25 protein-coding genes, 2 tRNA genes and 1 pseudogene are annotated in these 25708 nt (G+C 65.2%); 10 read left to right on the top strand and 18 right to left on the bottom strand.

Annotation, left to right across the window (positions count from 1 at the left end; translation table 11 throughout):
- Nucleotides 1–250: 250 nt before the first annotated feature.
- Together QJT78_RS13950 and ppa are read left to right on the top strand one after the other, a co-directional pair.
- On the top strand, nucleotides 251–760 hold the full coding sequence (locus QJT78_RS13950) for a GNAT family N-acetyltransferase (protein WP_014490714.1): 510 nt from the start codon (nucleotides 251–253) through the stop codon (nucleotides 758–760).
- Between the two features lie 178 nt (nucleotides 761–938).
- Nucleotides 939–1475, top strand: a complete 537-nt coding sequence (gene ppa / locus QJT78_RS13945) for an inorganic diphosphatase (RefSeq protein WP_014490715.1) — start codon at nucleotides 939–941, stop codon at nucleotides 1473–1475.
- 135 nt (nucleotides 1476–1610) lie between these two features.
- Here the strand turns inward: ppa and folD are convergent, their stop codons facing one another.
- From folD to QJT78_RS13930, 3 genes are read right to left on the bottom strand one after another with little or no spacing between them, the layout of a single operon-like run.
- Nucleotides 1611–2495 carry a bifunctional methylenetetrahydrofolate dehydrogenase/methenyltetrahydrofolate cyclohydrolase FolD gene (folD, locus tag QJT78_RS13940; protein ID WP_028152814.1) on the bottom strand — a complete coding sequence of 295 codons (885 nt, stop codon included), beginning with the start codon at nucleotides 2493–2495 and terminating at the stop codon, nucleotides 1611–1613.
- Between the two features lies 1 nt (nucleotide 2496).
- Nucleotides 2497–2865, bottom strand: a complete 369-nt coding sequence (locus QJT78_RS13935) for a DUF167 domain-containing protein (protein WP_028152815.1) — start codon at nucleotides 2863–2865, stop codon at nucleotides 2497–2499.
- A 15-nt stretch (nucleotides 2866–2880) separates the two neighbouring features.
- Nucleotides 2881–3171: a YggT family protein gene (locus tag QJT78_RS13930; RefSeq protein WP_007598721.1), complete on the bottom strand. Its 291-nt coding sequence runs from the start codon at nucleotides 3169–3171 to the stop codon at nucleotides 2881–2883.
- 190 nt (nucleotides 3172–3361) lie between these two features.
- On the opposite strand from QJT78_RS13930, the gene QJT78_RS13925 reads away from it, so the two are divergent.
- Nucleotides 3362–3437 (top strand) — tRNA-Ala (locus tag QJT78_RS13925).
- A 113-nt stretch (nucleotides 3438–3550) separates the two neighbouring features.
- On the opposite strand, the gene QJT78_RS13920 is transcribed toward QJT78_RS13925, so the two are convergent.
- The 7 genes and pseudogenes from QJT78_RS13920 to QJT78_RS13890 form a co-directional block, all read right to left on the bottom strand.
- A complete protein-coding gene (locus QJT78_RS13920; RefSeq protein ID WP_028152817.1) occupies nucleotides 3551–4363 on the bottom strand; it encodes an enoyl-CoA hydratase in 813 nt (270 codons plus the stop codon).
- Nucleotides 4364–4488: 125 nt separating this feature from the next.
- Entirely contained in the window at nucleotides 4489–5283 is a 795-nt protein-coding gene (locus QJT78_RS13915; protein ID WP_038942298.1) for a glutamine amidotransferase, read from the bottom strand.
- Between the two features lie 191 nt (nucleotides 5284–5474).
- Entirely contained in the window at nucleotides 5475–6254 is a 780-nt protein-coding gene (locus QJT78_RS13910) for an SDR family oxidoreductase (protein WP_028151069.1), read from the bottom strand.
- 231 nt (nucleotides 6255–6485) lie between these two features.
- Nucleotides 6486–6973: pseudogene (locus QJT78_RS13905) on the bottom strand (TerB family tellurite resistance protein).
- A gap of 339 nt (nucleotides 6974–7312) precedes the next feature.
- Nucleotides 7313–8722: an adenylate/guanylate cyclase domain-containing protein gene (locus QJT78_RS13900; RefSeq protein WP_028151071.1), complete on the bottom strand. Its 1410-nt coding sequence runs from the start codon at nucleotides 8720–8722 to the stop codon at nucleotides 7313–7315.
- A 51-nt stretch (nucleotides 8723–8773) separates the two neighbouring features.
- Nucleotides 8774–10141: a cytochrome P450 gene (locus QJT78_RS13895; RefSeq protein WP_028151072.1), complete on the bottom strand. Its 1368-nt coding sequence runs from the start codon at nucleotides 10139–10141 to the stop codon at nucleotides 8774–8776.
- 34 nt (nucleotides 10142–10175) lie between these two features.
- Nucleotides 10176–11546 carry a hydrolase gene (locus QJT78_RS13890; protein WP_028151073.1) on the bottom strand — a complete coding sequence of 457 codons (1371 nt, stop codon included), beginning with the start codon at nucleotides 11544–11546 and terminating at the stop codon, nucleotides 10176–10178.
- A 148-nt stretch (nucleotides 11547–11694) separates the two neighbouring features.
- Here QJT78_RS13890 and QJT78_RS13885 point away from each other — a divergent pair, with 148 nt between their 5' ends.
- The gene (locus tag QJT78_RS13885; protein ID WP_028151074.1) at nucleotides 11695–13383 is read left to right on the top strand and encodes an MFS transporter; all 1689 of its coding nucleotides are present in this window, start codon (nucleotides 11695–11697) and stop codon (nucleotides 13381–13383) included.
- Nucleotides 13384–13485: 102 nt separating this feature from the next.
- Here QJT78_RS13885 and QJT78_RS13880 read toward each other — a convergent pair whose 3' ends face one another.
- Together QJT78_RS13880 and QJT78_RS13875 are read right to left on the bottom strand one after the other, a co-directional pair.
- Nucleotides 13486–13698 carry a hypothetical protein gene (locus QJT78_RS13880; RefSeq protein ID WP_028151075.1) on the bottom strand — a complete coding sequence of 71 codons (213 nt, stop codon included), beginning with the start codon at nucleotides 13696–13698 and terminating at the stop codon, nucleotides 13486–13488.
- A 162-nt stretch (nucleotides 13699–13860) separates the two neighbouring features.
- Nucleotides 13861–14169 (bottom strand): hypothetical protein, encoded by a 309-nt coding sequence (locus QJT78_RS13875; protein WP_028151076.1) that lies wholly within the window; start codon nucleotides 14167–14169, stop codon nucleotides 13861–13863.
- 253 nt (nucleotides 14170–14422) lie between these two features.
- Here QJT78_RS13875 and QJT78_RS13870 point away from each other — a divergent pair, with 253 nt between their 5' ends.
- The gene (locus QJT78_RS13870) at nucleotides 14423–15478 is read left to right on the top strand and encodes a polysaccharide deacetylase family protein (RefSeq protein WP_028151077.1); all 1056 of its coding nucleotides are present in this window, start codon (nucleotides 14423–14425) and stop codon (nucleotides 15476–15478) included.
- A gap of 74 nt (nucleotides 15479–15552) precedes the next feature.
- Here the strand turns inward: QJT78_RS13870 and QJT78_RS13865 are convergent, their stop codons facing one another.
- Nucleotides 15553–15927: a hypothetical protein gene (locus QJT78_RS13865; protein ID WP_028151078.1), complete on the bottom strand. Its 375-nt coding sequence runs from the start codon at nucleotides 15925–15927 to the stop codon at nucleotides 15553–15555.
- 220 nt (nucleotides 15928–16147) lie between these two features.
- Here QJT78_RS13865 and QJT78_RS13860 point away from each other — a divergent pair, with 220 nt between their 5' ends.
- Entirely contained in the window at nucleotides 16148–16798 is a 651-nt protein-coding gene (locus QJT78_RS13860; protein WP_157790443.1) for a hypothetical protein, read from the top strand.
- A gap of 22 nt (nucleotides 16799–16820) precedes the next feature.
- Complete coding sequence (locus QJT78_RS13855; RefSeq protein ID WP_049810200.1) at nucleotides 16821–17555, top strand: class I SAM-dependent methyltransferase; 735 nt, start codon at nucleotides 16821–16823, stop codon at nucleotides 17553–17555.
- A gap of 83 nt (nucleotides 17556–17638) precedes the next feature.
- On the opposite strand, the gene QJT78_RS13850 is transcribed toward QJT78_RS13855, so the two are convergent.
- The 4 genes from QJT78_RS13850 to QJT78_RS13835 form a co-directional block, all read right to left on the bottom strand.
- Nucleotides 17639–17714, bottom strand: a tRNA-Thr gene (locus QJT78_RS13850).
- Between the two features lie 100 nt (nucleotides 17715–17814).
- Nucleotides 17815–19593: a heme biosynthesis HemY N-terminal domain-containing protein gene (locus QJT78_RS13845; RefSeq protein WP_281460253.1), complete on the bottom strand. Its 1779-nt coding sequence runs from the start codon at nucleotides 19591–19593 to the stop codon at nucleotides 17815–17817.
- Nucleotides 19594–19630: 37 nt separating this feature from the next.
- Complete coding sequence (locus QJT78_RS13840; RefSeq protein WP_028151081.1) at nucleotides 19631–20866, bottom strand: hypothetical protein; 1236 nt, start codon at nucleotides 20864–20866, stop codon at nucleotides 19631–19633.
- A gap of 65 nt (nucleotides 20867–20931) precedes the next feature.
- On the bottom strand, nucleotides 20932–21693 hold the full coding sequence (locus QJT78_RS13835; protein ID WP_028151082.1) for a uroporphyrinogen-III synthase: 762 nt from the start codon (nucleotides 21691–21693) through the stop codon (nucleotides 20932–20934).
- Nucleotides 21694–21844: 151 nt separating this feature from the next.
- On the opposite strand from QJT78_RS13835, the gene tsaD reads away from it, so the two are divergent.
- The 3 genes from tsaD (at nucleotide 21845) to QJT78_RS13820 (ending at nucleotide 24431) form a co-directional block, all read left to right on the top strand.
- Complete coding sequence (gene tsaD, locus QJT78_RS13830) at nucleotides 21845–22918, top strand: tRNA (adenosine(37)-N6)-threonylcarbamoyltransferase complex transferase subunit TsaD (RefSeq protein ID WP_028151083.1); 1074 nt, start codon at nucleotides 21845–21847, stop codon at nucleotides 22916–22918.
- Nucleotides 22919–22920: 2 nt separating this feature from the next.
- Complete coding sequence (locus QJT78_RS13825; protein WP_028151084.1) at nucleotides 22921–23901, top strand: NAD(P)H-dependent glycerol-3-phosphate dehydrogenase; 981 nt, start codon at nucleotides 22921–22923, stop codon at nucleotides 23899–23901.
- Between the two features lie 116 nt (nucleotides 23902–24017).
- Nucleotides 24018–24431 (top strand): EVE domain-containing protein, encoded by a 414-nt coding sequence (locus tag QJT78_RS13820; RefSeq protein ID WP_028151085.1) that lies wholly within the window; start codon nucleotides 24018–24020, stop codon nucleotides 24429–24431.
- 88 nt (nucleotides 24432–24519) lie between these two features.
- On the opposite strand, the gene QJT78_RS13815 is transcribed toward QJT78_RS13820, so the two are convergent.
- A complete protein-coding gene (locus QJT78_RS13815; protein ID WP_049807454.1) occupies nucleotides 24520–25614 on the bottom strand; it encodes an adenylate/guanylate cyclase domain-containing protein in 1095 nt (364 codons plus the stop codon).
- Nucleotides 25615–25708 lie beyond the last annotated feature (94 nt).

The raw sequence follows: 25708 nt of genomic DNA, 5'->3' as shown, positions 1-25708 counted from the left end.
GGCGAACACGGACAGCGACAGATCTGCAGGAACGAATCATTTTCGGCGGACTTTTCGCGTTGCCATCGCGGTTCATTGGTTGCCGCAGGGCAGTTTTGCACCGGCAATGGCAGGCCGGTGCCGTTCGAAATGGCGTCTTGTCTTCTTTCGGTACAACATGGTCAAAATACTGATGCACAAAATCCACACGTTAACCGATAATTAACGATAGGTCTTGCCGCCGGCCCGGCGACTTGGTTTGATCGTGTCCATGAGCACAACCCTGATCGAGGTCCGGCCGGCCAAAGCTGCAGATGCAACTGCGGTGGCGTCCACCCATGACGAAGCCTGGCGCTCCGCCTATCAGGGCATCATTCCCGGCGGCGAGCTGGAAAAGCTGATCAACCGCCGCGGTCCGCAGTGGTGGGATAGTGCGATTCGCAAAGGCAGCCGCGTCAGCGTGCTCGTGTTCGGCGACAAGATCGCCGGCTATGCCAATTACGGCCGCAACCGCGCCCGCAGCCTGCACTTCGACGGCGAGATCTACGAGCTCTATCTGCGTCCGGAATTCCAGGGTCTCGGCTTCGGCCGCCGCCTGTTCACCGCAGCTCGCCGCGACCTGATGCAGAGCGGCCTGAAGAGCATGGTGGTGTGGGCGCTCTCGGACAACGATCCGGCGACCGAGTTCTATCGCGCCTTGGGCGGCCGCATGGTGGCGCGCTCCTCCGAGCGTTTCGGGCCGAAGTCGCTCGACAAGGTTGCCTTCGCTTGGACCAATTGAGCTGCTGAAAGTCTAGCCGGCAGCGCTTCCCATCCGTCGATACCGTTGCCTTTTGAGCCGGTAGTCGCTGGATTCATTATTTCACAAAAACACGATGGATTGGCGCGCCAAGCCCGCGTATGACAGCGCCAAAATCGCTGCCGGGCGCGATTTAACCTCGGCAACAACGGAGCCTTGAATGCGTATCGATGCGGTCTCGATCGGAAAAAACGTACCCCACGACGTCAACGTCATCATCGAAGTCCCCGTGGGCGGCGAACCGATCAAATACGAGATGGACAAGGAAGCCGGCACGCTCGTTGTCGACCGCTTCCTCTACACGCCGATGCGTTACCCCGGTAACTACGGCTTCATCCCGCACACGCTGTCCGATGACGGCGATCCCTGCGACGTGCTGATCATCAACACCCGTGCCATCATCCCCGGCGCCGTCATGAGCGTGCGCCCGGTCGGCGTGCTGTTCATGGAAGACGAAGCCGGCGGCGACGAGAAGATTCTCGCTGTGCCGTCCTCGAAGCTGACGCAGCGCTACGACAAGGTGAAGTCGTACTCCGACCTGCCCGACATCACGCTGCAGCAGATCCAGCACTTCTTCGAGCACTACAAGGATCTCGAGAAGGGCAAGTGGGTGAAGATTCTGCGCTGGGGCGGCCCGGAAGACGCGCAGAAGCTGATCCTCGAAGGCATCGAGCGCGAGAAGAAAAAGAAGGCGTGAGATTGCGTGTCCCGACGCGGTGCATCACGAAGTGATGCGCCGCAGAGCCGGGACCGATGGTGCCACTTGCAATGGGCCCCGGCTCTGCAGCGCATCGTTGCGCGCTGCGCTGCGTCCGGGGCGCGAGACCTGGAGTTAAACCGCCGGCTTCGGCAGCCCGGCGATCGCGCACGCCGCGCGCAGCGTATTCACCAACAGGCAGGCGACCGTCATCTGGCCAACGCCACCCGGCACCGGCGTGATCGCGCCGGCAACGGCGAGTGCTTCCTGATAGGCGACATCGCCGACGAGACGCGTCTTGCCGTCGTCCTTCGGGATGCGGTTGATGCCGATGTCGATCACGGTCGCGCCCGGCTTGAGCCAGTCGCCGCGCACCATCTCGGGCTTGCCGACCGCGGCATAGACGAGGTCGGCGCGCTTCACGAGCCCGGGCAGATCGCGCGAGCGCGAATGCGCGATGGTCACCGTGGCGTTCTCGTTCAGCAGCAATTGCACCAGCGGACGGCCGACCAGATTGGAGCGGCCGATGACGATGGCATTCATGCCTTCGAGCGAGGCGTGGACGCTCTTGGTCAGGATGATCGAGCCGAGCGGGGTGCAGGGCGACAGCGCTTCGAAGCCGCCGGCGAGCCGGCCGGCATTGCTCGGATGCAGGCCGTCGACATCCTTGGCGGGATCGATGGCGTTGATGACCGCCTCGGTGTTCAGGCCCTTCGGCAGCGGCAGCTGCACCAGAATGCCGTGCACGGCCGGATCGCGGTTGAGCTTGGCGACGACGGCCAGCAGATCGGCCTGCGACACGTCGGCCGGCAGCTTGTGCTCGAACGAGGCCATGCCGGCCGCCTGGGTCTGGGTGTGCTTGGAACGGACATAGACCTCGCTGGCGGGGTCGTTGCCGACCAGAACCACCGCGAGGCCCGGCACCAGATTGTGCTCGCGCTTGACGCGGGCAACCTCGTCAGCGACGCGCGCGCGGAGTTCCGCAGCGATGACTTTTCCATCGATGATCTTGGCCGTCATGTCAGTTCCCTTGGTCTGTCGGTTTGGCGTCTGCCGATCTGGCTTGGGCGAGCTTGCGCAGGGCTTCGCCGAGCCGCGCCGGATCGCCGTCGACCGCGATCTCCTTCAGCCGCGAGGTGGCACCGGATAGCAGCTTTACACTGGCCTTGGGGACGCCGAGCGATTTCGCCAATAGCACCAGAACGGCCTTGTTGGCCTCGCCGCCATCGGCGATCGCGCGCACCCGCACCTTGAGCACGCTGCGGCCATCGGCCAATTGCTCGATCCCGTCGATGTCGTCGCGGCCGCCGCGCGGCGTCACCCGCAGCGCGATGCTGATTCCCGCGGCCGAATAGCGCCAGGGTTCCTTGAAGGCCTGTTTCGCAATCAAGGCGCTCCCGCCTGCTTAGATCACGTTCGGGTAGATGTAATACAGGATCACCCGCTCGATGAACATGATGAGCAGGATCAGGATGATCGGCGAGATATCGAGGCCGCCGAGGCTGGGCAGGAAATTGCGAATCGGCGCCAGCACCGGTTCGGTGATCCGGTACAGGAACTCCGCCACCGCCGAAACGAACTGGTTGCGGGTGTTCACGACGTTGAAAGCGATCAGCCAGGACAGGATCGCCGAGGCGATCAGCAGCCAGACGTAGAGGTCGAGCACGATGATGACGATGTCGAGAACGGCACGCATGGCTTTTGAAGACTCTGGCTTTCGGTCGGGATTGACGCTTTTTGCTAGATATCGGTTCCCCCCGGCCCAAACAAGGGAAGTCGGTGCCGGGGATGGTTAAAACCGGGTCACACCCGTCCTTGACTTGACCTTGGCGGGGACTTAAATGGCGCCCGGTTGTCGGCCGCATTCACCAGAGCGGCCGCCAAACGGGGCCATAGCTCAGCTGGGAGAGCGCGTCGTTCGCAATGACGAGGTCGGCGGTTCGATCCCGCCTGGCTCCACCACGCTTCGCCCTTCGGGCTACGCGTGGCGCAGCCACGGGGAGCCCGAAGGGTGAAGCGTGGTGTCCGGCGAAGCCCGCAGGGCGAAGACGGACCGCCCCTGAAAAATCTCCCCCCTACTTCCCCGTAAACCTCGGCGGCCGCTTCTCCATGAAGCTTGCGACCCCCTCCCGGAAATCGCTGCCGTTCAGCGCGACCATCATCTCGCGGTTCGCCTCGATCGTCGCCTCCGCCAGGGTCTGGAATGGCACCTCGTAGAGCTGCCGCTTGATCACGGCCATCGCGCTCGGGGAAACCATGTCGGCGAGGTCGCGCGCATAGGCATAGGTCTCATCGCGCAGCTTCTCCGGCGAGCAGAGCCGGTTCACCAGGCCGATCCGCAGCGCCTCCTCGCTCGACACGCGCCGGGCCGAGAGCAGCAAATCCATCGCATTGGCGTGGCCGACGATGCGCGGCAGCATCCAGGACATGCCATGCTCGGCGATCAGTCCGCGCCGCGCGAAGGCTGTCGTGAACACGGTGTTCTCGGCGGCAAAGCGCAGATCGCAATAGAGCGCGTGGACGAGGCCGATGCCGGCGGTGGCGCCGTTGAGCATGGCGATGACGGGCTTTCCGATCGACGGATAGAAGCCGTAACGCGTCTGCCAGTCCGGCCGGCGGTTCATGTCGAAGGGCGGCAGGTTCGAGGCACGCCTGACGTCGTTGGGGTCGAGCCCTTTCAGCGCGTCCATGTCCGCGCCCGCGCAGAAGGCGCGGCCCGCGCCGGTGAGCACGATGACGCGGACATCGTCATCGGCGCTCGATGCTTCCATCGCATGGCGCACGTCGCGCTCCATCGTCGGCGTCCACGCATTCATGCGATCAGGGCGATTGAGCGTGATGGTCGCGACCTTATCGCTCACCTCATACAGAATGTGTTCGTAGGCCATGACGCTCTCCCTGTGTCTGCCGGCACGCGTTCGCGCGCGCTCGTTAGGAACCAGCCTAGCATATCCAACGATGAGGCAAGAGCTTGCGCCAAGGCCTTGCGCAGAGGCCTTGCGCGGAGGCGCGATCACTCGGCGGCTTGCGCCAGCACCTGCCGGCGCGCCAGCCAGCCGTCGATGAAATGATCGAGCCAAGCCCGTTCCGCAACGTCGTAGACAGCACGGTCCGCGAAATGATGATGCCGCTCGCGCGCGCCGGGCGCACTGAGGCCGTCATAGCCGCGCGTGGTCCAGCAATGCATCATCGCGCAGGTCACGTCAGGATGAAACTGCACCCCGAAAGCGTTGCCGGTGCGGAACGCCTGGATCGGAAAATCATCGCCTTCCGCAAGCAGCTCAGCGCCGACGGGCAATTCAAATCCTTCGCGATGCCAGTGATAGACCTGCGCCGGCCAATTCGGGCAGAGCGCGTGGCCCGCTGCGGTCGGGCGGATCGGATAGTAGCCGATCTGGGTCAGCGCCTCCGCATGCGGTGCGACGCGGGCCCCCAACTGCATCGCCAGCATCTGCGCGCCGAGGCAGATGCCAAGGAACGGTCGCTGTTCGCGGAGCGGAATTTCGATCCAGTCGATCTCGCGGCGGATGTAGTCGTCGGGATCGTTGGCGCTCATCGGACCGCCGAAGAAAACAGCGCCGGCATGCTGATCGAGCGTATCGGGCAGGGGATCGCCGAAGCGGGGACGGCGAATGTCGAGGCGATGGCCGAGCGCGCGCAGCGCATTGCCGACGCGGCCGGGTGTCGAGGATTCCTGATGCAGGATGATCAAAACCGGCAACCGGGCTTCGGAGGCGGCGGCGCTCGGCGTCCTTCTTGGGAAGGGCACCAATTCCGCGCCACCAAACCTGTCCGTCCGGAACGACATGGCCTCTGCGAGTGCTATCGGTTCAGACCGCCAGCATAGCTAAGCGGTAGTTAACATCGTGTGAGTTCGCGCACACGCGTCCCGATATTGAAGCAAGCTCCGGGCCACTACGGAGCTTTGAGCTTCCTTCAAAGCGATTTCGAGCGAGGTGGATACCGGTTCGCGTAAAGAAAACGCGTCAAAACAAGAAATCAGTGCCTCTGCCTCTGGAACCGGCTGGTGGCGGACAGGATGAAGCCGCGCGGGAAGAAACGCAGCGCGAACGGCACGATCTTGATGCCGAGACCAGGCAGCACTGCCCGTTTGTTGGCCATCAGGCCACGATAGGCCTGCTGCGCGACATCGGCGGCAGACACGTTGAGAAGAGCCGTATCATGCCCGGCCCCGACGCCGGCGCGCGCCTGGAATTCGGTGGGCACCGGACCCGGGCAAAGTACGGTGACGCGAACGCCGCGCGGCGCGAGCTCCGCCCGCAAGGCTTCGGTGAGGGAAATCACATAGGCCTTGGACGCGTAGTACACGGCCATGCCGGGGCCGGGCAGAAAGCCCGCGACCGATCCGACATTGAGAAGACCGCCCTTGTTCCTGATCAGCTGATCGGCAAAGCGCAGCGACAGATCCGTCAGAGCCCGGACGTTGACATCGACGATGCCGACCTGCTCGACACGGTCGCGCTCGATCGCATCGCCGAACACGCCGAAGCCGGCATTGTTGACGAGATGGTCGAGCTCGACGTCTTCGGCGGCAAGCGCGGCGGCGATCTTCTCGCCCGCATCTGCCTCCTGCAGGTCGCAGGCGATCACGATCGGCTTCTTGCCGCCCTTGGCGGCGAGCTCGTTCGCAAGCGCCTCCAGCCGGTCCGCGCGTCGCGCCGTCAGCGCGAGGCGATGCCCGTTGGCGGCGAACACACGCGCCAGCTCCGTGCCGATGCCCGCCGATGCACCGGTGATCAACGTTACCCGCTCAGTCACGATCGAAGTCTCTTGAATTGAAGTTTTTTGGCCCCGCAATGGCGGAACGAGAGCATAGGCCAAGCGCGACAGGCAAGCGTCACCGGCAGCATGGCTGCTTGAGCGGGCAACAGGGAAGCAGGAAAACCACGGATTTTACGGGGAAATCCGGGGCCAGGGTGGCCAACGAGGGTATATTAAAGTTTCGTCATGTGGTCCGCACAACCGCCGATAATACCGCGCCGAGACGGCTCACCCCCCGACGGCACCGTCCTTGACCTGACCACCGGCGCGATTTGCGACCGCATGCTTGAGGTCGATCCGGTCGCGCTGGGCGATCCCGAGCAGGTCGGAGGCGCGCCAGACGACATTGTCCTCGAACTCGGAGACCTGGCCATCGGCATAGACCAGCTCCCACATCATCTGGACGATGCGCTTGCGGCCCTCTTCGTCGAGCGAGCGCATGATGACACTGGTGAAGTGATAGAGGTCGACGGCCTCGCCCTCGACCTGGGTGGCGTCCGCAATCAGGCGGTCGGCGGTACCGCGATCCAGCCCGAAGTGACTTTCGATCAGGCTGTGCAGCTTGCGCTGCTCGGTCGCCGTCGGCTGACCGTCCAGCGAGACCACGTGAACAGCAGCGCGGTGGCCGCAAGCCGGTAATCGCCATCGCCGAATGCGCGATCCCCGGCATGAGGGGCCACAATGTCGGCGATGAATTGGCGCAGGCCGTCGAGCATAGGATCCTACCGAAAACGATGAAGCCGCGGGGTGCGGCCGCCACCAGCATTATATGAGCGGGAAACTCAACCGCCGCAACGTGCGCCAGCTCCGCGCGGGCATTACCTTTCTGCAATCTGGACGAGCTGGTTACCGTCATGGCCGGGCTAGTTCCGGCCATCCACGCGCCACAGCGAAGAAAGACGTGGATGCCCGGGACTAGCCCGGGCATGACGACAGAGAGTGTGGCACGCACCTGTCTCCACATCGTCATTGCGAGCACAGCGAAGCAATCCAGACTGCCTCACTGGAAAGACTCCGGATGCGCGCTGAGCTCGCAATGATCGAGAGTGCCGTCCTCACGGTATCTCGTACACCACCATCTTGTCGGCGATGCCGCGCAGGGCCGCCTGCTTCTGGATCGGCTTGATCGCGCGCTGCTCGAGCACCTCGGCGACTGCGGGCGCATCGAGCACGGGGCCCGTGATGTGGATCTCCTGCGCCGTCGACAGGCTCTGGACGCGTGCGGCGATGTTGACGGTCTGGCCGAAATAATCCTGGCGTTCGTTGAGCATCACCGCAAGACACGGGCCTTCATGGATGCCGATCTTGACGATGAGATCGTCGGTGCCGCGCTGCCTGTTGAGCTCGTCCATCGCGGCCCGCATCCGCAGGCCCGCGACGATGGCGTGCTCGGGGCGAACGAAGGTCGCCATCACGGCGTCGCCGATCGTCTTCACCACCGCGCCCTTCTCGGAGGAGATGATCTCGAGCAGCGCATGGAAATGCGCTCGCACGAGATCGAAGGCGGCGAGATCGCCGACGCGCTCGTAGAGCGCGGTCGAGCCCTTCAAATCGGTGAACAGGAATGTCAGTGACGTGATCTGGAGCCGCTGGTCGAGGCTGAGATTGTCCGCCTTGAAGACATCGCGAAACGTCTGGTTCGACAGCATGCGCTTGGCGGTGAGGAACGGCTTGCGCTTGCCGATGAGATGATGGAGCGCCTCGGCCGCGATGAACACCGACGGCAACACGCGCACGCCGGCCTGGTTCTCCAGCGACAGCCGCAGCGGCCCCGGCCGCATGGTCGTCGTCCCCGTCGGAGCCTGCACCTTGTTGTACATGATCGCGAACTGCTGGCGCTCCTTGGTCGGCTCGCCCTGGACGTCGATGAAATGAGCGGCGTGCGTCACCGGCTCGAAGATGATGATGAAGTCGCCCGGCAGTTGCAGCGACATGGTCGCTTTCTCGCCTGCCGGAAGCTCGAGCGTATCGAGCGTCACATCGTTGGCGAGCGTCGCGAAGGATTCCTTGTTGAAGTCGACGCCGGAACTCCAGAACACCTGCTTGAAATATTCCCACACCGGAAGCGTATCGGGATCGTGCGCTGCAATGCGCCGCACGCGCGGATTCACGGTGAAGGAGACCTCGACCTGATCGTCGACCGACGCCTTGTAGCCGCAGGCGCAGAGCGCGCAGTGATAATCGTCCGGCTTGAGCGCCTTCAGCGTCGAATGGGCGCCCAGCACGCCGCCGCAGCCCGGACAGAGCACGTTCCAGCCGAGATCGAACAGTCCAAGCCGCGCCGAATGCAGGAAGGTGGAGATCGTGTGCTCTTCGTCGAGGCCGTGGTGCCTGGAGAAATCGAGGACATTGACGCGGTTGAGCTCGTGGTCCTCGCCGCTCTCGATGAGACGCGCGATCGCATCGACCACCTTGGCATCGGCGGTCTGTTTCAGAACGGATAACTGGGCCTGGATGACGCTCATGGCGGAGGCTCTATCTGGGGTGGATCGCGCCATCGGGCAGACGAATGTCTGTCACCGACGCGTGATGCGGAACAAAGGTGAGTGGTCCGGCTGGGTCGTCACGACGCCGAGCGGGATCACCGGAACCCTGTCGGCAAGCTCGATACGGAACGCACCGATCAACCGGGCCAGCGCCAGCACGGATTCGGCTTGCGCGAACGGCGCGCCGATGCAGACGCGCGGACCCGCGCCGAACGGCAGGTAAGCGAAACGGTCGGGCTCCTCTTTCGACATGAAGCGTTTGGGAATGAAGGCGTTCGGCTGATCCCACAGCTTCTCGTGCCGATGCAGCAGCCAGGGCGCGATCATGATGATGTCGCCCTTGCCGATCTCGACACCGGCCGCATTGTCCTTCTCGCGCGCGGCACGCGCGACCAGGAAGGCCGGCGGATAGAGCCGCATGGTCTCCTCGATCACCGCGCGGGTGAACTTCTGGCGATCGATATCGGCCATGCTGTCGAGATGCTCGCCGTGGGTCTCGGAGGCAACTTCCTCCTGCGTCTCCGGATCGAGCGCGAGCAGATAGAGCGCCCAGAACAGCGCCGTCGCCGTGGTCTCGTGACCCGCCAGGATCATGGTCGCGACCTCGTCGACGAGTTGCGCGTCCGAAAAGCCCTTGCCGGTCTCAGGATCGCGCGCCGCGTCCATGAGATCGAACAGGTCGCGCGGCGGCGCGCCGTCCTTCTTGCCCATCGTGCGCCGCTCGGCGATCAGCATCGCGACGAATTCGGTCCAGCGTTTGCGGAAACGCGCGCGGGCAAAATCCATCGGGGTCGGCCAGGACACCGGCAGCAGCATGTCGAGGAAATAGGGCCGTCCGAGCCGCGCGCCGTATTCCATGACGAAGTTGCGCAAGGTCGGGCCGTGACGGTCCATGCCGAACGAGAACATCGTGCGCCCGGCGATCTCCAGCGTCATACGCTGCATCGTCTCGCGCAGATCGACCGGCTCGCTTGTTCGCGCATCGAGCTTTGTGATGGTCTCGTCGAGCACCGCGGTCATATGCGGGACGAGATTTGCGGTCGCACGCGGCGTGAAGGCCGGCGCGAGCGTACGGCGCTGATGCGCCCAGGCGTGGCCTTCCGCGATCAGAACTCCTTCGCCGAGCACCGGACGCAGCATGCGGATCCCCGCCGGCGTGCGCGTGTAGTTTTCATAATTGCTGAGCAGGACATGCCGAATTGCATTCGGCTGATTCAGGATGAAGCTGTTGTGGAGGAAAAAGCGGCCCTTGATGACCTCTTCTTCGTAGGCACGCTGCCCCCAGGTCGCGATCATGTTCTGCTTGAGGACCGCGACCCGGCCGAAAAACGACATGTCGTCGGGCGCACGCGGCGGGGTCGGAGGGATGATGGGCCGACGCACACTGGCGATGTTCATGGCTCTCTCCCGCAGATATGACCCAGGCCAATAGCTAGTAAGTCAGCTCGGCAATCGCAATCCTGTTCTCGGAGGCGGGCCAGGCGCGCGCCACAATTCGTTCTTCGCCGAACTGGGCCACGATGTTACGCCCGGCCTCCGCGGCCGGCAGCCGCAAGGTTGCTGCCGAATCCGTGGGCACACCCGGCTTGACGTCGGCCGGCTCCTTGCCGTCGAGCAGCACCACGTCCCGCGGCAGGCCGAGATAGCCGCGCGGTCGCGACATGATCACGACGGCGCCGGCATCCTTGTCCGCCGGCCCGAGCGGGCGCGCGGCACGCAGATGCACGACATCGGACGAGCGCGGGAAGGGCGTGCGGTAGATATGCGTCGTCGGCGCGTCCGGCGATGTCAGGACGAATTCGAGGAACCAGGATGGCTCGACCTGCGCCGGACCCCAGCGGCCGTCGGCGCCGGTCTTCGCGCTGTGCACCGCGCCGCCTTTGCGCTCCCCGGTATCAGGGTCGACGCGGAAGACATCGACGGTTGCACCTGCCACCGGGCGATTGGTCGACACGCCGCCTGGCGTACCGGTCACAAGGCCGCTCAACCTGACGCTCTGCTCCGGCACAATCGCGATGCGCGCGGGCTCGCGGCCGGCAATGAATTTGTAGATCTGGCGGAAAGCGCGCGGGTGAAACGCCACTTCGCGATGGTCGAGCGCGCCGAGCACGAGATTGGTGGCGCCCGTCAACTCCGGCCCTTCGACGGTAACGCCAGTCGGCGTGCCGGGCTTGCCGATGAAGCGGCCATCCGCCTGGGCGTATTTGTCAATGCCGTCGCTGCGCAGCGTAAGGAAGGCAACACCCGGCGTCACCTCGCTCTCGCCCTCGTTGAGACCGCGCAGAAATGTGCCGCGGCTGTTGAACTCGTTGTTCGGCTGGTCATCGGTCGCGAACACGCCGTGATTGGGCGTGCCGCACAGCACGGCATGGCTGACATCGCCGGCGCCGCCGTTCCTGATGACGTTGCGAATCGCATAGCCGCCGCGCGAGCTGCCGACCAGCGCAACGCGCGGCGCGCCGGTGCGGCGCTTCAATTCCGCGATGGCCGCCGCGAGTTCGCGGCGCTGGTCCTCGGTCGAGGAGCGGCCCGCCTGCTCGACCTTGTCGTCGCTGCGCGCCAGCGGATCCGTGAAATTGATCGCCATCATGCGATCGCGCGCGACGCCGTTGGATTCCATCCGCCAAAGCGTCGTCATCCAGACCGCGTCGTATTCACCATTGCCGTGGACGAACAGGATCGGCGGCACCTCGGCATTCTGAGCCGTGGGCGCGGTCTGGGCCAGCGCGCCTGTCCGCAAGCTCGCAACCGCGAAAGGCAAGCTGCCTGCTCCCAGCAGGATCGACCGTCGCGACAGCTTCATATGTTTCTCCGGAAAAACCATGTCTTTGTGCCGCTTATAGCGGCCTAACCACTGGACAGCGAAGGACTTTCGCAGGCATCACTGGACTTGCCGGAATCACCCAAAGACCATTCCAAGACCACTTCTGCCAGCCCATATGGAAGGGGATATGACCGAGCAGCCGAACCGTCAGAAATTCGCCGGCGACGGCATCGCCGCACCCCTGCGGTACACCGTGTTCCGGCGCATCTGGCTCGCCAGCCTGCTCTCCAATCTTGGCCTCTTGATCCAGGGCGTGGGCGCGGCCTGGGCGATGACGCAGATGGCAGCATCGGCCGACAAGGTGGCGCTGGTGCAGACCGCGCTGATGCTGCCGATCATGCTGATCTCGATGCCGGCCGGCGCCATCGCCGACATGTATGACCGCCGCATCGTGACCTTGATTTCACTCGCGATCGCGCTGATCGGCGCGACTGCGCTGACGGTGCTGGCCTGGCTCAAGCTGATCACCCCGGAAACGCTGCTCGTCTTCTGCTTCGTGGTGGGCAGCGGCAATGCGCTGTTCGGGCCGGCGTGGCAATCCTCGGTCAGCGAGCAGGTCCCGCCCGAAGCACTGCCGTCAGCCGTCGCACTGAACGGTATCAGCTACAATATTGCACGCAGCTTCGGTCCCGCGGTCGGCGGCGTCATCGTCGCCTCGCTCGGCGCAGTGGCGGCGTTTGCCTGCAACGCGATCCTCTATCTGCCGCTGCTGGTGGTGCTGCTGCTCTGGCGGCGCAGCACCGAGCCCTCGCGCCTGCCGCGGGAAAAGCTCAACCGCGCGATGGTCTCGGGCTTCCGCTACATCACCAATTCGCCGCCGATCAAGATCGTGCTGTTGCGCACATTGGTGATGGGCCTGATTGGCGGTGCCATCATGGCGCTGATGCCGCTGATCGCACGCGACCTGCTGCATGGCGGCGCGCAGACCTACGGCATCATGCTGGGTGCCTTCGGCATGGGCGCCGTCGTCGGTGCGCTCAACATTCACGAATTGCGCAAGCGCATGAGCGGCGAGGCCGCGATCCGCGCCTGCACCATCTCGATGGCATTCGCGATGGCCGCACTTGCCGTGAGCAGGGAGCCGGTGTTGACGGCGGCGGCGCTTGTGCTCGCCGGCGCGGTCTGGATGGCGGCCGTCGCGCTGTTCAACATCGGCGTGCAGCTCTCGGCGCCGCGCTGGGTCGCGGGCCGTTCGCTCGCGGCGTTCCAGGCCTCGATATCCGGCGGCATCGCGATCGGCGCGTGGGGCTGGGGCCATCTCACCGATTATGCCGGCGTCGAGGTCGCGCTGCTGACGGCCGCCAGCCTGATGCTGATCTCGCCGGTGCTGGGCATTTGGCTGGCGATGCCGCGCGTCGGCGCTCGCAACGAGGACGCGGACGTGCTCGCCGATCCCGAAGTCAAACTGTCGCTCACGGCGCGCAGCGGGCCGCTGGTGGTCGAGATCGAATACAGGGTGTCCCAGGAGAACGCGCGCGCCTTCCACAATGTGATGCAGGACGTGCAGCTCTCCCGGCAGCGCAACGGCGCCTATGGCTGGTCGATCGCGCGCGACATCGCCGACCCCGAATTGTGGACCGAGCGCTACCACTGTCCGACCTGGCTCGATTATCTGCGCCAGCGCAACCGCTCGACACAATCCGAACGCGCTTTGCATCAGCAGGCGATCGATTTCCACATCGGCCCCGATCCGGTGCGGATCCGCCGCATGCTGGAGCGTCCGTTCGGCTCGGTGCGCTGGAAGGAAGAGACGCCGGATCGTGCCGGCGCCGAGGTGCTGCCGGTGGTCGCGAGCGCAGCGGGAAGCAGCACGTGAGTTTTGTCCGTAGCCCGGATGGAGCGAAGCGCAATCCGGGATTCTGCCGTCGTGCTGACATCGTCCGGATTGCGCTGCGCTCCATCCGGGCTACGGGAATCACTACTGCCCGTGATCCGTCAGCACCTTGTCGCAGGCTTTGCCGAGGCGGGTGCGGTTCTGTTTGAGGCAAGCGAGCACGGCGCCATCGCCATTGTTCATCACGGCACGGCAGAAGCGCGTCACATCGCGCGCGCAGGCATCGTGGCCGGGCTGTTGCGCCGAGGCGCTCGATGCGCACAGAATCAAAGAAACAATGAAAAGAAATCTGGTCATCGCGTAATGCCTCTTACCCCAAGGATGTGCGGGCGAAGCTAGTGCGACGATCCCGGAGCCGCAACGGCTTTATTGCCGAGCGGGACTGGCGCGCGCGGCCCCGGCTTGACGCCGGGAGCACATCGCGAAGGGAGCTGACAACGATCGCCGTTGCGCGTTGTCCTACTGCTTGTCCTGGGCGTCAGCGATCTTGCGTGAGGCGCCCTTTGCGAGGTCCTTGTCCATCACCGCGCGGCAGCCGGCGCTCAGGTCGGAGCGATGCTTCATCATGCACGCCGTGATCTTCGGGACGTTGGGGATTTCCGAGGAGCACAGGCGGAAGGCATCGCCGGTGCACTGCTGCTGCGCCTCGGCCGAGAAGGCGAAGCTCGAGGTCGTCGCGACGATCGAGACGATGGCGGCAAAGCCCAAAGCCAGGCTGGTGTCGCGGATCCTGCTCGTCAGCAATTTCGCAGAGAAAGACTTGGTCATTTGAAGCTCCCATGGGCGCCGCTGGAAGCGGGGCCCGTTGTTGATGGGAACTACGATGCTCCGGCAAAACAGTTTCCACTGTGATGACGGTCACGGGTGGCCCGCCCTCTGTGACTTCCGTCACATGGCGCACCTCGCTGAAAATCCGGCGCAAACGCCGTCGTGTTGGTGTCACGTTAACTGTTCCTTCGCATTAATGGCTCGTCGCGCGGGAGATTCCGCCGGGTTGGTTGCGTAATTGGAAAGAATAGCGATGCGTAATGCGTTGGGCCTGATGCTGGCCAGTGTAGTTGCGGCGGTCGTGATCGCCGCCGGCGGTTGGTTTTATTATTCCGCGCGCGCCGATCAGGGCGCTCCCAAAACAACGGCCGCCCGTGCCGCCGATCAATTGCCGGCACAGGCGAAGCTCGCCGCCAAGGATGACGTCGAGACCACCGCGGCGATCGCGGCCAGGCCGACGGCACTTGCCCAGGCAGCGGCGCCTGCGCCCGCTCCGGCCATGCCAGTGCAGCCGAAGCAGGCCTGCGCCAATCCGAACGCGCTGGGCGTTGCCCGCGTGGTCGAGATCGACACCACCGGCGGACCCGGCTTCGGCTTCGACCATTTCAAGCAGTTCGACTTCCTCACCGACAAGGAGGTCGTGCTGACCTTCGACGACGGTCCCTGGCCGGTGAACACGCCCGCGGTGCTGAAGGCGCTCGCGGATGAATGCACCAAGGGCCTGTTCTTCTCGGTCGGCAAGCACGCGACCTATCATCCGGAAATCCTGCGCCAGGTGCTGGCTCAGGGCCACACGGTCGGCACGCACACCTGGTCGCATGTCAACCTGAACGGCAAGAAGATGACGGAGCAGCAGGCCAAGGACGAGGTCGAAAAGGGTATCAGTGCGGTGAAATTCGCGCTCGGTGCCAACCCCGCGCCGTTCTTCCGCTTCCCGCAGCTTCAGCACAATCCGGCAATCGTGAGCTATTTCGGCACCCGCAACGTCGCGATGTTCTCGACCGATATCGACTCCTTCGACTTCCGGAAGGGCGCGACGCCAGAGAAGATCATCGAGACGGTGATGACGCGGCTCGACAAGCTCGGCAAGGGCATCATCCTGATGCACGACTTCCAGAAGCACACCGGCGAAGCGATGCCGGCGCTGCTCGCGCGGCTGAAGGCTGGCGGCTACAAGGTCGTGCAGATGAAGGCCAAGGCGACGCTCCAGACGCTGCCGGAGTATGACGAGGCGCTGCTGAAGGACCTGAAGGTGCCGACTTCGAGCGCGCGTCCGATCACGAGCGTGGTGCAGACGGTGTCGCAGTAAGCCCGAGACGCTTCCCCAATACGCGCATGGCCGGGCTCTTGCCCGGCCATTTGCTTTTGCAGCGGGTCGCGGCCTTACCAGTAGATGCCGTGGCGATGCAGCTCGCTGATGATGCGGCCTTCGGTCCAGCTGCGCTTGTGCTTCGGCCTGCCCGCCTTTGCGGTCTTCGTGGCGGGCTTGCTCGTCTCCGCCGGCGCTGAAGTCGTCGTTGTCGCGGTCACGGCAGGAGCCGTCGCCACGGCGGGAGCAGGGGCCGAGACTGCCGGCGGACGATCGACGTATTTCGGAGCTTCCGTGGCTGACGCGACTTCGCTGATTTGCGTCGTCGGCGCGGTGGTCGTGGTGGCTTGCGGAGCGGCCGTCGCCGTGGCCAGCGACAGGCTGCGGTCGGCAGCATGGGCAGATGCGGAAGCCAGGACCATGGCGGCGACCAGAATGATCTTGCGCATGTGAAATCTCCCCGTGTTTGCGTGACCGGGAAATTAGGGGAGATCTGGTCTGCGTTATGTGACTGTCATCACGTAGACTGCGCGCTCGGTCTTGAACCCGCGATCAGCATTCGCGGCGATCGACCCGCAACGTCATGTCGCGTTTCGCGATTGTTTCCAAATGTTGCTGATTGTGGTAGACGCTCGACACGTATCACAAGGCGTGCCGAGTCCGCCCGTTATGACCTTCATCCAGCGAGTGAAGCGTAAGCTGCTGCCGCCGCGAGAGGTTGTTCAGGGGTACGAGAATCCGGAACTGGTCGAAACGATTTTCCTAAAGACAATCAACTACAATCCGGACAGCGACTGGCCGCTGGTCGCGGGCATAAACACGGTTCTGGATTTCGGCGGAGGCGCTGGCCTGCATTACAAGGTGGCGCGCCGGCAATGCCCGGACATTCGATGGGCGGTGGTTGAGACGCCTGCAATGGTGCGGCGCGCCAAGGAGCTTGGCACCGATAGGCTGATGTTTTTCGAGCGCATCGACCAGGCCGCCGACTGGCTCGGCAGTGTCGATCTCCTCCACTCGAATGGGGCCATACAGTACGTCCCCGACGCATTGGAGACCGTCAGAACGCTGTGCTCGGTTCGGCCGGCAACGTTGGCATGGTACCGCGTTCCGATCAGCGAAGAGCGAGAGGTTCAGACATCGTACCTGAGCGACAACGGTCCAGGGTCGTTGCTCGCCTCCAGGGAGAAGCTCGTCAGATACGAGCGCAATTGGATCTCCGAGCAAGCATTCATCCAGGCTCACGAGGGATTTCGCATCACTGAGCAGAGCCCGGATCCCACCGAGCGCGGCACGCAACAATTCAGGTTCGCACGCGTCTAGCTTGCGACAATACGGGGGCGATGTGTTCGACAAGTTTGCAGACTGGTTACGTCAGACGGCCTTTTTCTCGACCGCTATCGACATCGCGCGCCAGACGTTACCAGAGCCCGCGCTGATCTGGTTGCGTACGCAGATGGTGCGCAATCTCCGTGGAACGCCCGGCGAAGTGTTCGGCGAGATCTATCGGCGTAACGTCTGGGGTTACAAGGAAACCGCTTCCGGCGGCGGATCCACGCTGCACAATACCCAAAGGGTGCGAGAAAGCCTTCCTGGTCTGGTTGGCGACCTCGGGATCCGTACCCTGCTCGATTTGCCTTGTGGTGATTTTCATTGGTTGTCGAAGATCGAACTTCCAATTTCTCGCTACATTGGAGGAGACATCGTTCCGGAACTGATTGCGCGAACGAGTGACCAGTACAGTCGCCCAGATCGCACGTTCCTCCGGATCGATCTCTGCAACGATCCGCTCCCGGAAGCTGACCTGCTGCTCTGCCGCGATTGCTTCATTCATCTTTCCGAAGAGATGATTTTTCAAGCAATCGACAACATTCGTCGATCCAACATCAAGTATCTCCTGACGACGACTTACCCGGCTGGCCGAAATCGCGCGATCCGCACGGGTGACTTCTTCTCCATCGACCTGAGCGCTCCGCCCTACAACTTCCCGCCGCCGATCAAGGTGCTGGACGACTACGTCCCACCGTTCGACCGGCGGCAACTGGCGCTGTGGGAAATCGAAAGCCTACGCAAAGTCTGAGGCGATGGCATGCCGTCTCGCGGCGAGGCTGAATCGGAGGATGAAACAACGGCGCGGAAAACAACGAAAATCAGAGTGATAAATGGTGCCGCAAGAGGGATTCGAACCCCCGACCCCGTCATTACGAATGACGTGCTCTACCAACTGAGCTATTGCGGCGAACCCTGCCGGAACCCGCGCAATGCAGGTCTCGATACGCGCGCTCCTGATATCGGGCATGGCCCGAATTGGCAAGGTGGAGCGGGCTTGGAAATGTGCCTCACGCGCCCCAGCGGGACCAGAATCCGCGCCAGCCGCCGGCCTGGGCCTTTGCATGGGCTCTGGGCGTGCCGATTTGTTCCGCAAATTCATCGCTCGGACCCTCGTCATCGATCCCGGGATCATCGGGGGCACGGACGATGGGGATGACGGCCTGGATCGGGGCCGGCGCAGGCTTGCCGAGGTCGGCGCGGGTCCGGAACACCGGCGTTGCCGCCTCCGGCGATGATTCGGCCGCCTCAGGGGCGGGATTGACCGGCTCGACGGCCGGCGTGACCGCAGCAGGCTCTTCCTTGGCGGCCCCCCCAGTCGTTTCCTTGGCCTCAGGGGGCGAATTGTCCTGTGCGGCGGGCACCGGATCCGGTGCAGCCACCGGCGGTTCCACCGGGGCTTCGCTCGGGGCGGCCGTCACCCGCTTCGGCGGCGGGGCGGCCAGCATCGCTTCCTCGAAGGCCGAGGATTCGATCGTGGCGCCTTTGTCGGAGGGCAGGCTCGCGACCGGCGTTTGCCACTGGAAGGCATCCAGACGGCCGGTGACCGGTGACACCGGACGCCAGCGGTCGCTGACATAGCCGTCCGCGGTCCAGGCCGGATCGTGGCGGGCGCGCACCGCGCGCAAGGTCCAGGCGCGGGCACGGCCGCCGTCGCCGTGCTCGGTACGCTCGAGCTCGGCCATCAGCAGCGCGACGCGCTGGGTCGGATCATTGACGTAAGGTGCCAGCACCGCGCGCGCACGCGTGAACTCGGAGGCATCGATCGCGGCGCGCGCAATCGCGAGCTGGCCCTCGACATGGCCCGCCTTGTCGGCGGGCGTCTTGGCCGCCAGCGTCTCGACCCGCTGCAAGCGCTGCCGCGCGGAATCGCCGAGCTTCACATGCGCGTAGGCGTCGGCGAGATCCGGATGCGGATTGGCGAGCCACGCGGCCTCGACCAGCTTCATGGAGCGGCGCACCTGATGCGCTTCGCTCTCGAACTTGGCCGCGAGCACCGCGGCCGGCACCAGCGTCGGCGCGAGCTTGATGGCCTCCATCACGCTCTCGCGCGCCACGTCGCGGTCCATGGTTTCCAATTCCAGCGCACGAGCCGTGAGCAGCACGCCGCGCTGGCGGCGATAGGCCGCCTTGTCGATCAGGCCCGCGGACAGATTCGAATCCAGGATCGCGAGCGCGCCGCTCCAGTCGCCACGCGCGCAGCGGAAGCCGAGCACCGCGTGCGAGGCCCAGGTCGAGGACGGCGACAGCTTGATCGCTTCCTCCGCGATCATCACGGCGCCGACCGCATCGTCGGCGCGCTGCGCCTCGATGAACAGGCCGCGCAGGCCGAGCAGCCGCGTATCCTCGCGCTCGGCCATGACGCGGAAGACGCGCTGGGCCTCGTCGCGATTGCCTTCGAGCTGGGCCGACTGTGCGTGCAGCAGCAGTGCGAGCGGATCGTTCGCGGCCAGCCGCCGCGCCGTATCGGCGTGACGGCGGGCGAGGGCGGTATCGCCATGACCAATCGCGAGCAGGCCGTGGGTGATGGCATGGCGGCCGCGCGCATGGCGTTTCTCATGACGGCGGCGGCGCAGGCGTCCCGGCGCGCGCCAGATCATCGTCACGATGCTCCAGACCAGCACGACCGCCGCTGCAAAGACGCCGAGCAGAAACACGAACCTCGGAAGCGTCGTTGACGCGCGGAAACCGCCCGCGGTCAGGACGAGATCGCCGGGCTGATCGGCAACCCAGGCCGCGCCGGCCGCCGCCAGCGCGATCAGGACGAGGAAGAGGACGATGCGAAGCATGGCGATCCCTATTACGCGCTGATTATTGCGCGAACCTTTACTGAGCAGGTTTGACCAGATCGGGCTTGGCGAGATCCGCCATGGCATCGTCGGCGAATTTGCGGGAGGCGCCGAGCGCGGCGTCGCGCGCATCGGCCTTGTCGAGCCAGGCCTGTGCCGGTGCACGATCGGCCTCGGACAGCGTCTTCAGCTCGCGCCGTGCTTCCGCGAAATCGTTGCGGAGCGCCGCCGCCGTCACCCGTGCGACGATGGCGCCGCGATCATTGCCGACGCCGTCGGTGCGCTCGATACGAACGAGTTTCGAGGCCCCCGCCTGGAGACGCTCGACGATGCCGGCATTGGCGGCCGGGGTTTCCGCCGGCGGAGAGAGCTTTGGCACGATGTTGAGGAGCTCACGGCTCAGCGCAACCGGCGTCGGAATGCCTGACGATGCAAAGGTGTCGAGCGGCTTCAGCATATCGGGCTTGGCCGCGAGCGACCGCGCCGCGGCCAATTGCGATTCGTAAGGATCGCCATGCCGAACCGCGACATCGAGCAGAGCCGCCGCCACGACATGGCGCAGTGGCCTGTCATTCGTCGCCTTGTTGTCGGCAATCTTCTCGCCCTGCTGTGCGAGCTCGGCGCGCTCCGTCTTGCTGGCACGCTCCAGCTGCGCAATGCGGTCGCTGAGAGCGGCAAGATCAGGCGCGGCAGCGCGCGGTGCCGATTTCACGTCGTTGGCGGTCTTGTCGGACTGTGCGCGCAGATTGGCGATGTCACTGCGCAAGGCGTTTGCAGATTTCTCCAGTGCATCGATCCGCGCCACCACGGCCGGATCGGCGGCGGGCTTGCCCGCCTTGGCTTCGACCGCGGCGACACGTCCGCTGAGCGCGTCGACCGTCGCGCTCGTGACCTGCGGCGCGGCCGGCGGCGCCTCCACGGCGGGCCAGCCCAGCATCCAGCCGACGGCAATCACGATTGCGGCTGCGACCGCGCCGGAGAACGGCGCAATGACCCAAGGCGAAACCGGCGCCGACGCCGGAGCGGAAGCAACCGCGGCCTCCGCGCGCGCGGGCTCCGGGTCGGGCCTGGCCTCTTCGGATTTGGACTCTTCGACCGTGGCCTGCTCCGGCGTGGCCTGCTCCGGCGTCGGCTGAACCTCCGGTTCGGCAGCCGCCGTTGGCTGCGGCTGGGTCGAGATTTCGGTTGCCTCAAGGTCGATGGTGGGCGGGGTGCGCTTGGCACGGCCTGACTCGGGAGCCAATCCTGCGTCTTCAGGCTTGTCGTCGGCCATCGTGACGGTTCCTCACACTCAAATGCCCTAAACGGACCCGATCGCGTCGGATTCGGCCCGACCTCTTACGCCAAACGGGTCCGCAAAGCACGCTCCAAGGTATCAAATAGGGCATTTTCGTCCGGCGTCGCGGCCCCCAGAACCTGCGACGCGCCGGCATCGCGCAGCACGCTGGCGACCGTCTCGGACAGGCAGCATTGCGGGATCGCCAGCGCCGAGATTTCGACGCCTTCGTCCCGTGCCGCATCCAGGAAGGCCCGCGCGCTGCGACGGGAGTAGTGCAGCACCGCCTCGATCCCATGCGCGGCAAAGCCATCGCAGACATCGCGCGGCAGGATCTTGACCGGAGTCATGCGATAGGTGGTCTGCGTCACCACGCTGAAGCCCTCCGCGCCGAGCTCGCCGCCGAGATCGCGCGACAGATCCGCGCCCGCGAGATAGAGCAGCGTGCTTTTCTTCTTCAGCAGCTTGTCGCGCGCGCTCTGCAGCACCTTGTCGCGCAAGGCCGCGGCATCGCCGCCGGCGACGATCACCTCGGCGAACCCGGCGTCGCGCGCCGCGGCAGCCGTGTGCTCGCCGACCGCAAACAGCGGCAGCTTCAGGAGACCAAGGTTCTTTAAGCCAAGATCTTCCAATTGCGGCGCGACGGCGCGGATCGCATTGGCCGACGTGACGATGATGGCGCCGTAGTCGGCCTCACTCTCGTCATGGAAGGCGACCGGCTCGAACTTGAGCATCGGGGCGAGCAGCACCACATGACCCCGCGCCCGCAAATTTTTCGCCGTCGCCTCGTTGTCGGGATGCGGCCGTGTGACAAGAATGGACATCGCTTGTGTTCCCGAACCACGTGGCGGTGACGCATTCACGAAGGCGGCTGCGCGTGACGATTGCGCAAGTGGACCCCGGAATGCTACCGGACGTACCAGAACTCTGCTTTACGGATGAGCGCAAGGGCGCAAATTGGATAACAATTCGCCAATGCTGGTACTGGGCATCGAAACCACCTGCGACGAGACCGCCGCGGCCGTGATCGAGCGCGCGCCCGACGGCAGCGGCAAGATCCTGTCCAACATCGTGCGGTCCCAGATCGAGGAGCATGCCCGCTTCGGCGGCGTGGTGCCGGAGATCGCCGCGCGCGCGCATGTCGACGTCCTCGACGGCATCATCGACCGTGCCATGCACGAGGCCGGCATCGACTATGCGCAGCTCAACGGTGTCGCCGCCGCGGCGGGGCCGGGGCTGATCGGCGGCGTCATCGTCGGCCTCACCACCGCCAAGGCGATCGCGATGGTGCACGACACGCCGCTGGTCGCGGTCAACCACCTCGAGGCGCATGCACTGACGCCGCGCCTCACCGACGGAATTGAATTTCCCTACTGCCTGTTCCTCGCCTCGGGCGGGCATACCCAGATCGTCGCCGTCACCGGTGTCGGCCAATATGTGCGGCTCGGCACCACCGTCGACGACGCGATGGGCGAAGCCTTCGACAAGGTCGCGAAGATGCTGGGCCTGCCCTATCCGGGCGGGCCGCAGGTCGAACGCGCCGCGGCAAGTGGCGATGCCACGCGCTTCGCCTTCCCGCGCCCGATGCAGGGACGGCCCGATGCCAATTTCTCGCTGTCGGGATTGAAGACGGCGGTGCGCAACGAGGCGAGCCGGCTAACCGAGATCGCGCCGCAGGATATCAGCGATCTCTGCGCGAGTTTTCAAGCCGCAGTGCTCGACTCGACGGCCGACCGGTTGAGCGTCGGCCTGAGGCTTTTCCGCGAGCAGTTCGGAGCTCCGCATGCCCTCGTCGCCGCCGGCGGCGTCGCGGCCAATCAGGCGATCCGCGGCGCCCTGCATGGCGTCGCGCGGCAGGCCGGGACGCAACTGATCATGCCGCCGCCCGCGCTCTGCACCGACAACGGTGCAATGATCGCCTGGGCCGGCGCCGAGCGCTTGGCGCTCGGCATGATCGACACGATGGAAGCCCAACCCCGCGCACGCTGGCTGCTCGATGCCAACGCCACGGCGCCGGCTGGTTACGGCAACACGCGGGCGGGATTCTAGCCATGACGGCGTTCCGGTCCGTCGCGGTGATTGGTGCGGGCGCATGGGGCACGGCACTGGCGACGGTCGCGGCGCGCGCCGGACGGAACGTGACGCTCTGGGCGCGCAACAGCGAACATGCCGCGCGAATCGCCTCGACCCGCGACAATCCGCGGCTGCCCGGCGTGCGGCTGGCGCCGGAGATCGTCGTGACGCACGAGCTTGCAGAGGCCGCGCGCGCAGACATGGTGTTGATCGCGACGCCCGCACAGCATTTGCGCGGCGCGGTCAACATGCTGGCCTCGCATCTGGCAAGGCCGGTGCCGATCGTCGCCTGCGCCAAAGGCATCGAGCACGGCACCCATAAATTCATGACCGAAATCATCGCGGAAGCCGCACCTCACGCGCAGCCGGCGATCCTATCGGGTCCGAGCTTTGCCGACGACGTCGCGCGCGGCTTGCCGACCGCGGTGACGCTGGCGGCGAAGGACGAAGCGCTGGCGAGCGCGCTGGTGCAGGCGCTCGGCTCGGCGACCTTCCGGCCCTATCACACGACAGATGTCCGCGGCGTCGAGATCGGCGGGGCGGCCAAGAACGTGCTGGCGATCGCGGTTGGCATCGCGGTCGGGCGCAAGCTCGGCGCCTCCGCCCAGGCCGCGCTGACGACCCGCGGCTTTGCCGAACTCACGCGCCTCGGCCGTGCCCTCGGCGCGCGCGGCGAGACGCTCACGGGCCTGTCCGGCCTCGGCGATCTGATCCTGACCTGCTCGAGCCCGCAATCGCGCAATCTCGCGCACGGCCTTGCGCTGGGCCGCGGCGAGCAGCCGCCCGCGGGCAAGCTTGCCGAAGGCGAGTTCACCGCACCGGTGTTGATCGAACTCGCAGCTTCGCACAACATCGAGATGCCGGTATCAGAAGCGGTCGCTTCGATCCTGAGCGGCCGGAGCACGATCGACGCTGCGATCTCGGGGCTGTTGATGCGCCCCTTCAAGGCAGAGGAATGACGTCTTTCTCGTCATGCCCGCGCTTGTCGCGGGCATCCGCGTCTTGATATTGAATTGGTGGCAGAGACGTGGATGGCCGGGACAAGCCCGGCCATGACGAACGGATGGGACGCGCGATGAACTACTGGCTGGTGAAATCCGAACCGTCGGTGTGGTCCTGGGACCAGCAGGTGGCGAAGGGTGCCAAGGGCGAGGCCTGGACCGGCGTGCGCAATTACACCGCGCGCCAGAACCTCGTGAACATGAAGAAGGGCGACAAGGCGTTCTTCTATCATTCCAACGAGGGCAAGGAGATCGTCGGCATCGCGGAGGTCATCAAGGAGGCCTATGCCGATCCGACCGACAAGACCGAAAAATTCGTCTGCGTCGACATCAAGGCCGACAAGCCCTTGAAGACGCCGGTGACGATGGCCGCGATCAAGGCGGACAAGAAGCTCGCTGATATGGCGCTGGTGAAATATTCGCGCCTGTCGGTGCAGCCGGTGACGGCGGAGGAATGGAAGCTCGTCTGCAAGATGGGCGGGATGTGAGTTATTGCCGTAGCCCGGATGGAGCGCAGCGCAATCCGGGAAAGTCTTCATGCCGCACGACCCCGGATTACGCTGCGCTCCATCCGGGCTACGATGTCCGGGCTTGCGCCTCCGGCAGCGTAAACACCTCGCATGGCGAAGCGATGCCGCGCAGCGGATGCGATCCGAGCGCGACGAGAGGCGTGTCCGTCTCCGCGGCAAGCGCACCCGATACCAGCACGGTCCGTTCCAGGGGCTTGCACAATCCCTCGAGCCGGCTGGCGAGATTGACGGCGGGACCGATCGCCGTGAAATCGAGCCTGTTGGCGGCGCCGATATTGCCCCAGAGTATTTCGCCGAGATGAAGGGCCGCGCCGAACGCAAGCGGCGGAAGCCCCTGGGCCCGGCGCTCCCCGTTGAGATACGCCATGCCAGCTTCGGCTGCGCCTGCGGCACGCAGGGCGGCGTCGCAGGCGCGGCGCGGCGACGCCTCAACCACCGGGAAGATCGCGAGCACGCCGTCGCCGATGAATTTCAGCACCTCGCCGCCGAAGGCATGAACGGCACCGGCGATGCGATCGAACCAGGCGTCGAGCGCTGCGATGACGTCGGCCGGCGGTGTGGTCTCCGACAAGGTCGTGAAGTTGCGCAGATCTGCATAGAGCAGCGCGGCTTGAATGGTCTCGCCGAGATCACGCCGCAGCGGCGCCGCCAGCACACGCTCCGCACTGCGCTTGCCGAGATAGGCATCGAGCGTCGCGCGCAGCGTGGCGCGCGCAGCGAGCACGGCAAGCGGCGTCGCAGCGAAACGCGCAGCCTGGCGCAATTGCTCGATCTCGTCTGCGGTGAACGGACGCGGCCCGATCCAGCCGAGCTGCGGCCCATCTTGTCGTCCGACTACCTCTTCGTGCACCTCGCCGCCCGCGATGTCGCGCAGCCAGCGGCGGCCGGCATCATTGGGCGGGTCGGGCGCCAGCCCACTTGGTGCGAAGCCGAGGGCCTCGATGACCCGGCCGTTCTCCGCGCGCCACAACCAGGTCCGCTTCGCGATCAGCGGATGCGGCACCTCCAACGTCAGGCTGCCAGCCGCAAGCGCCACACCGTCGGCGACCAGATGAGCGCCGAGTTCCGCGAGCAGACGGTCGGCCCCGGGGCAGTCCGAGGCGGCGTCGACGAGCCAGGCGAGGGTCCGGGAGAGTTGCATGGCCCGATGATGGCGAAGGTCGGCCATCTTTGCCACGGGCAATCCTTGACGCACCGCTCCACCGCCGCCATGTGGCCAGTGTCAGCCCAGGGAT

Origin of the sequence: Bradyrhizobium sp. Mp27, assembly GCF_029953005.1 — a bacterium.
Lineage (GTDB): Bacteria > Pseudomonadota > Alphaproteobacteria > Rhizobiales > Xanthobacteraceae > Bradyrhizobium > Bradyrhizobium barranii.
Note: the sequence above shows the minus strand (reverse complement) of the source record. Positions and strands in the feature narration are given on the sequence as shown.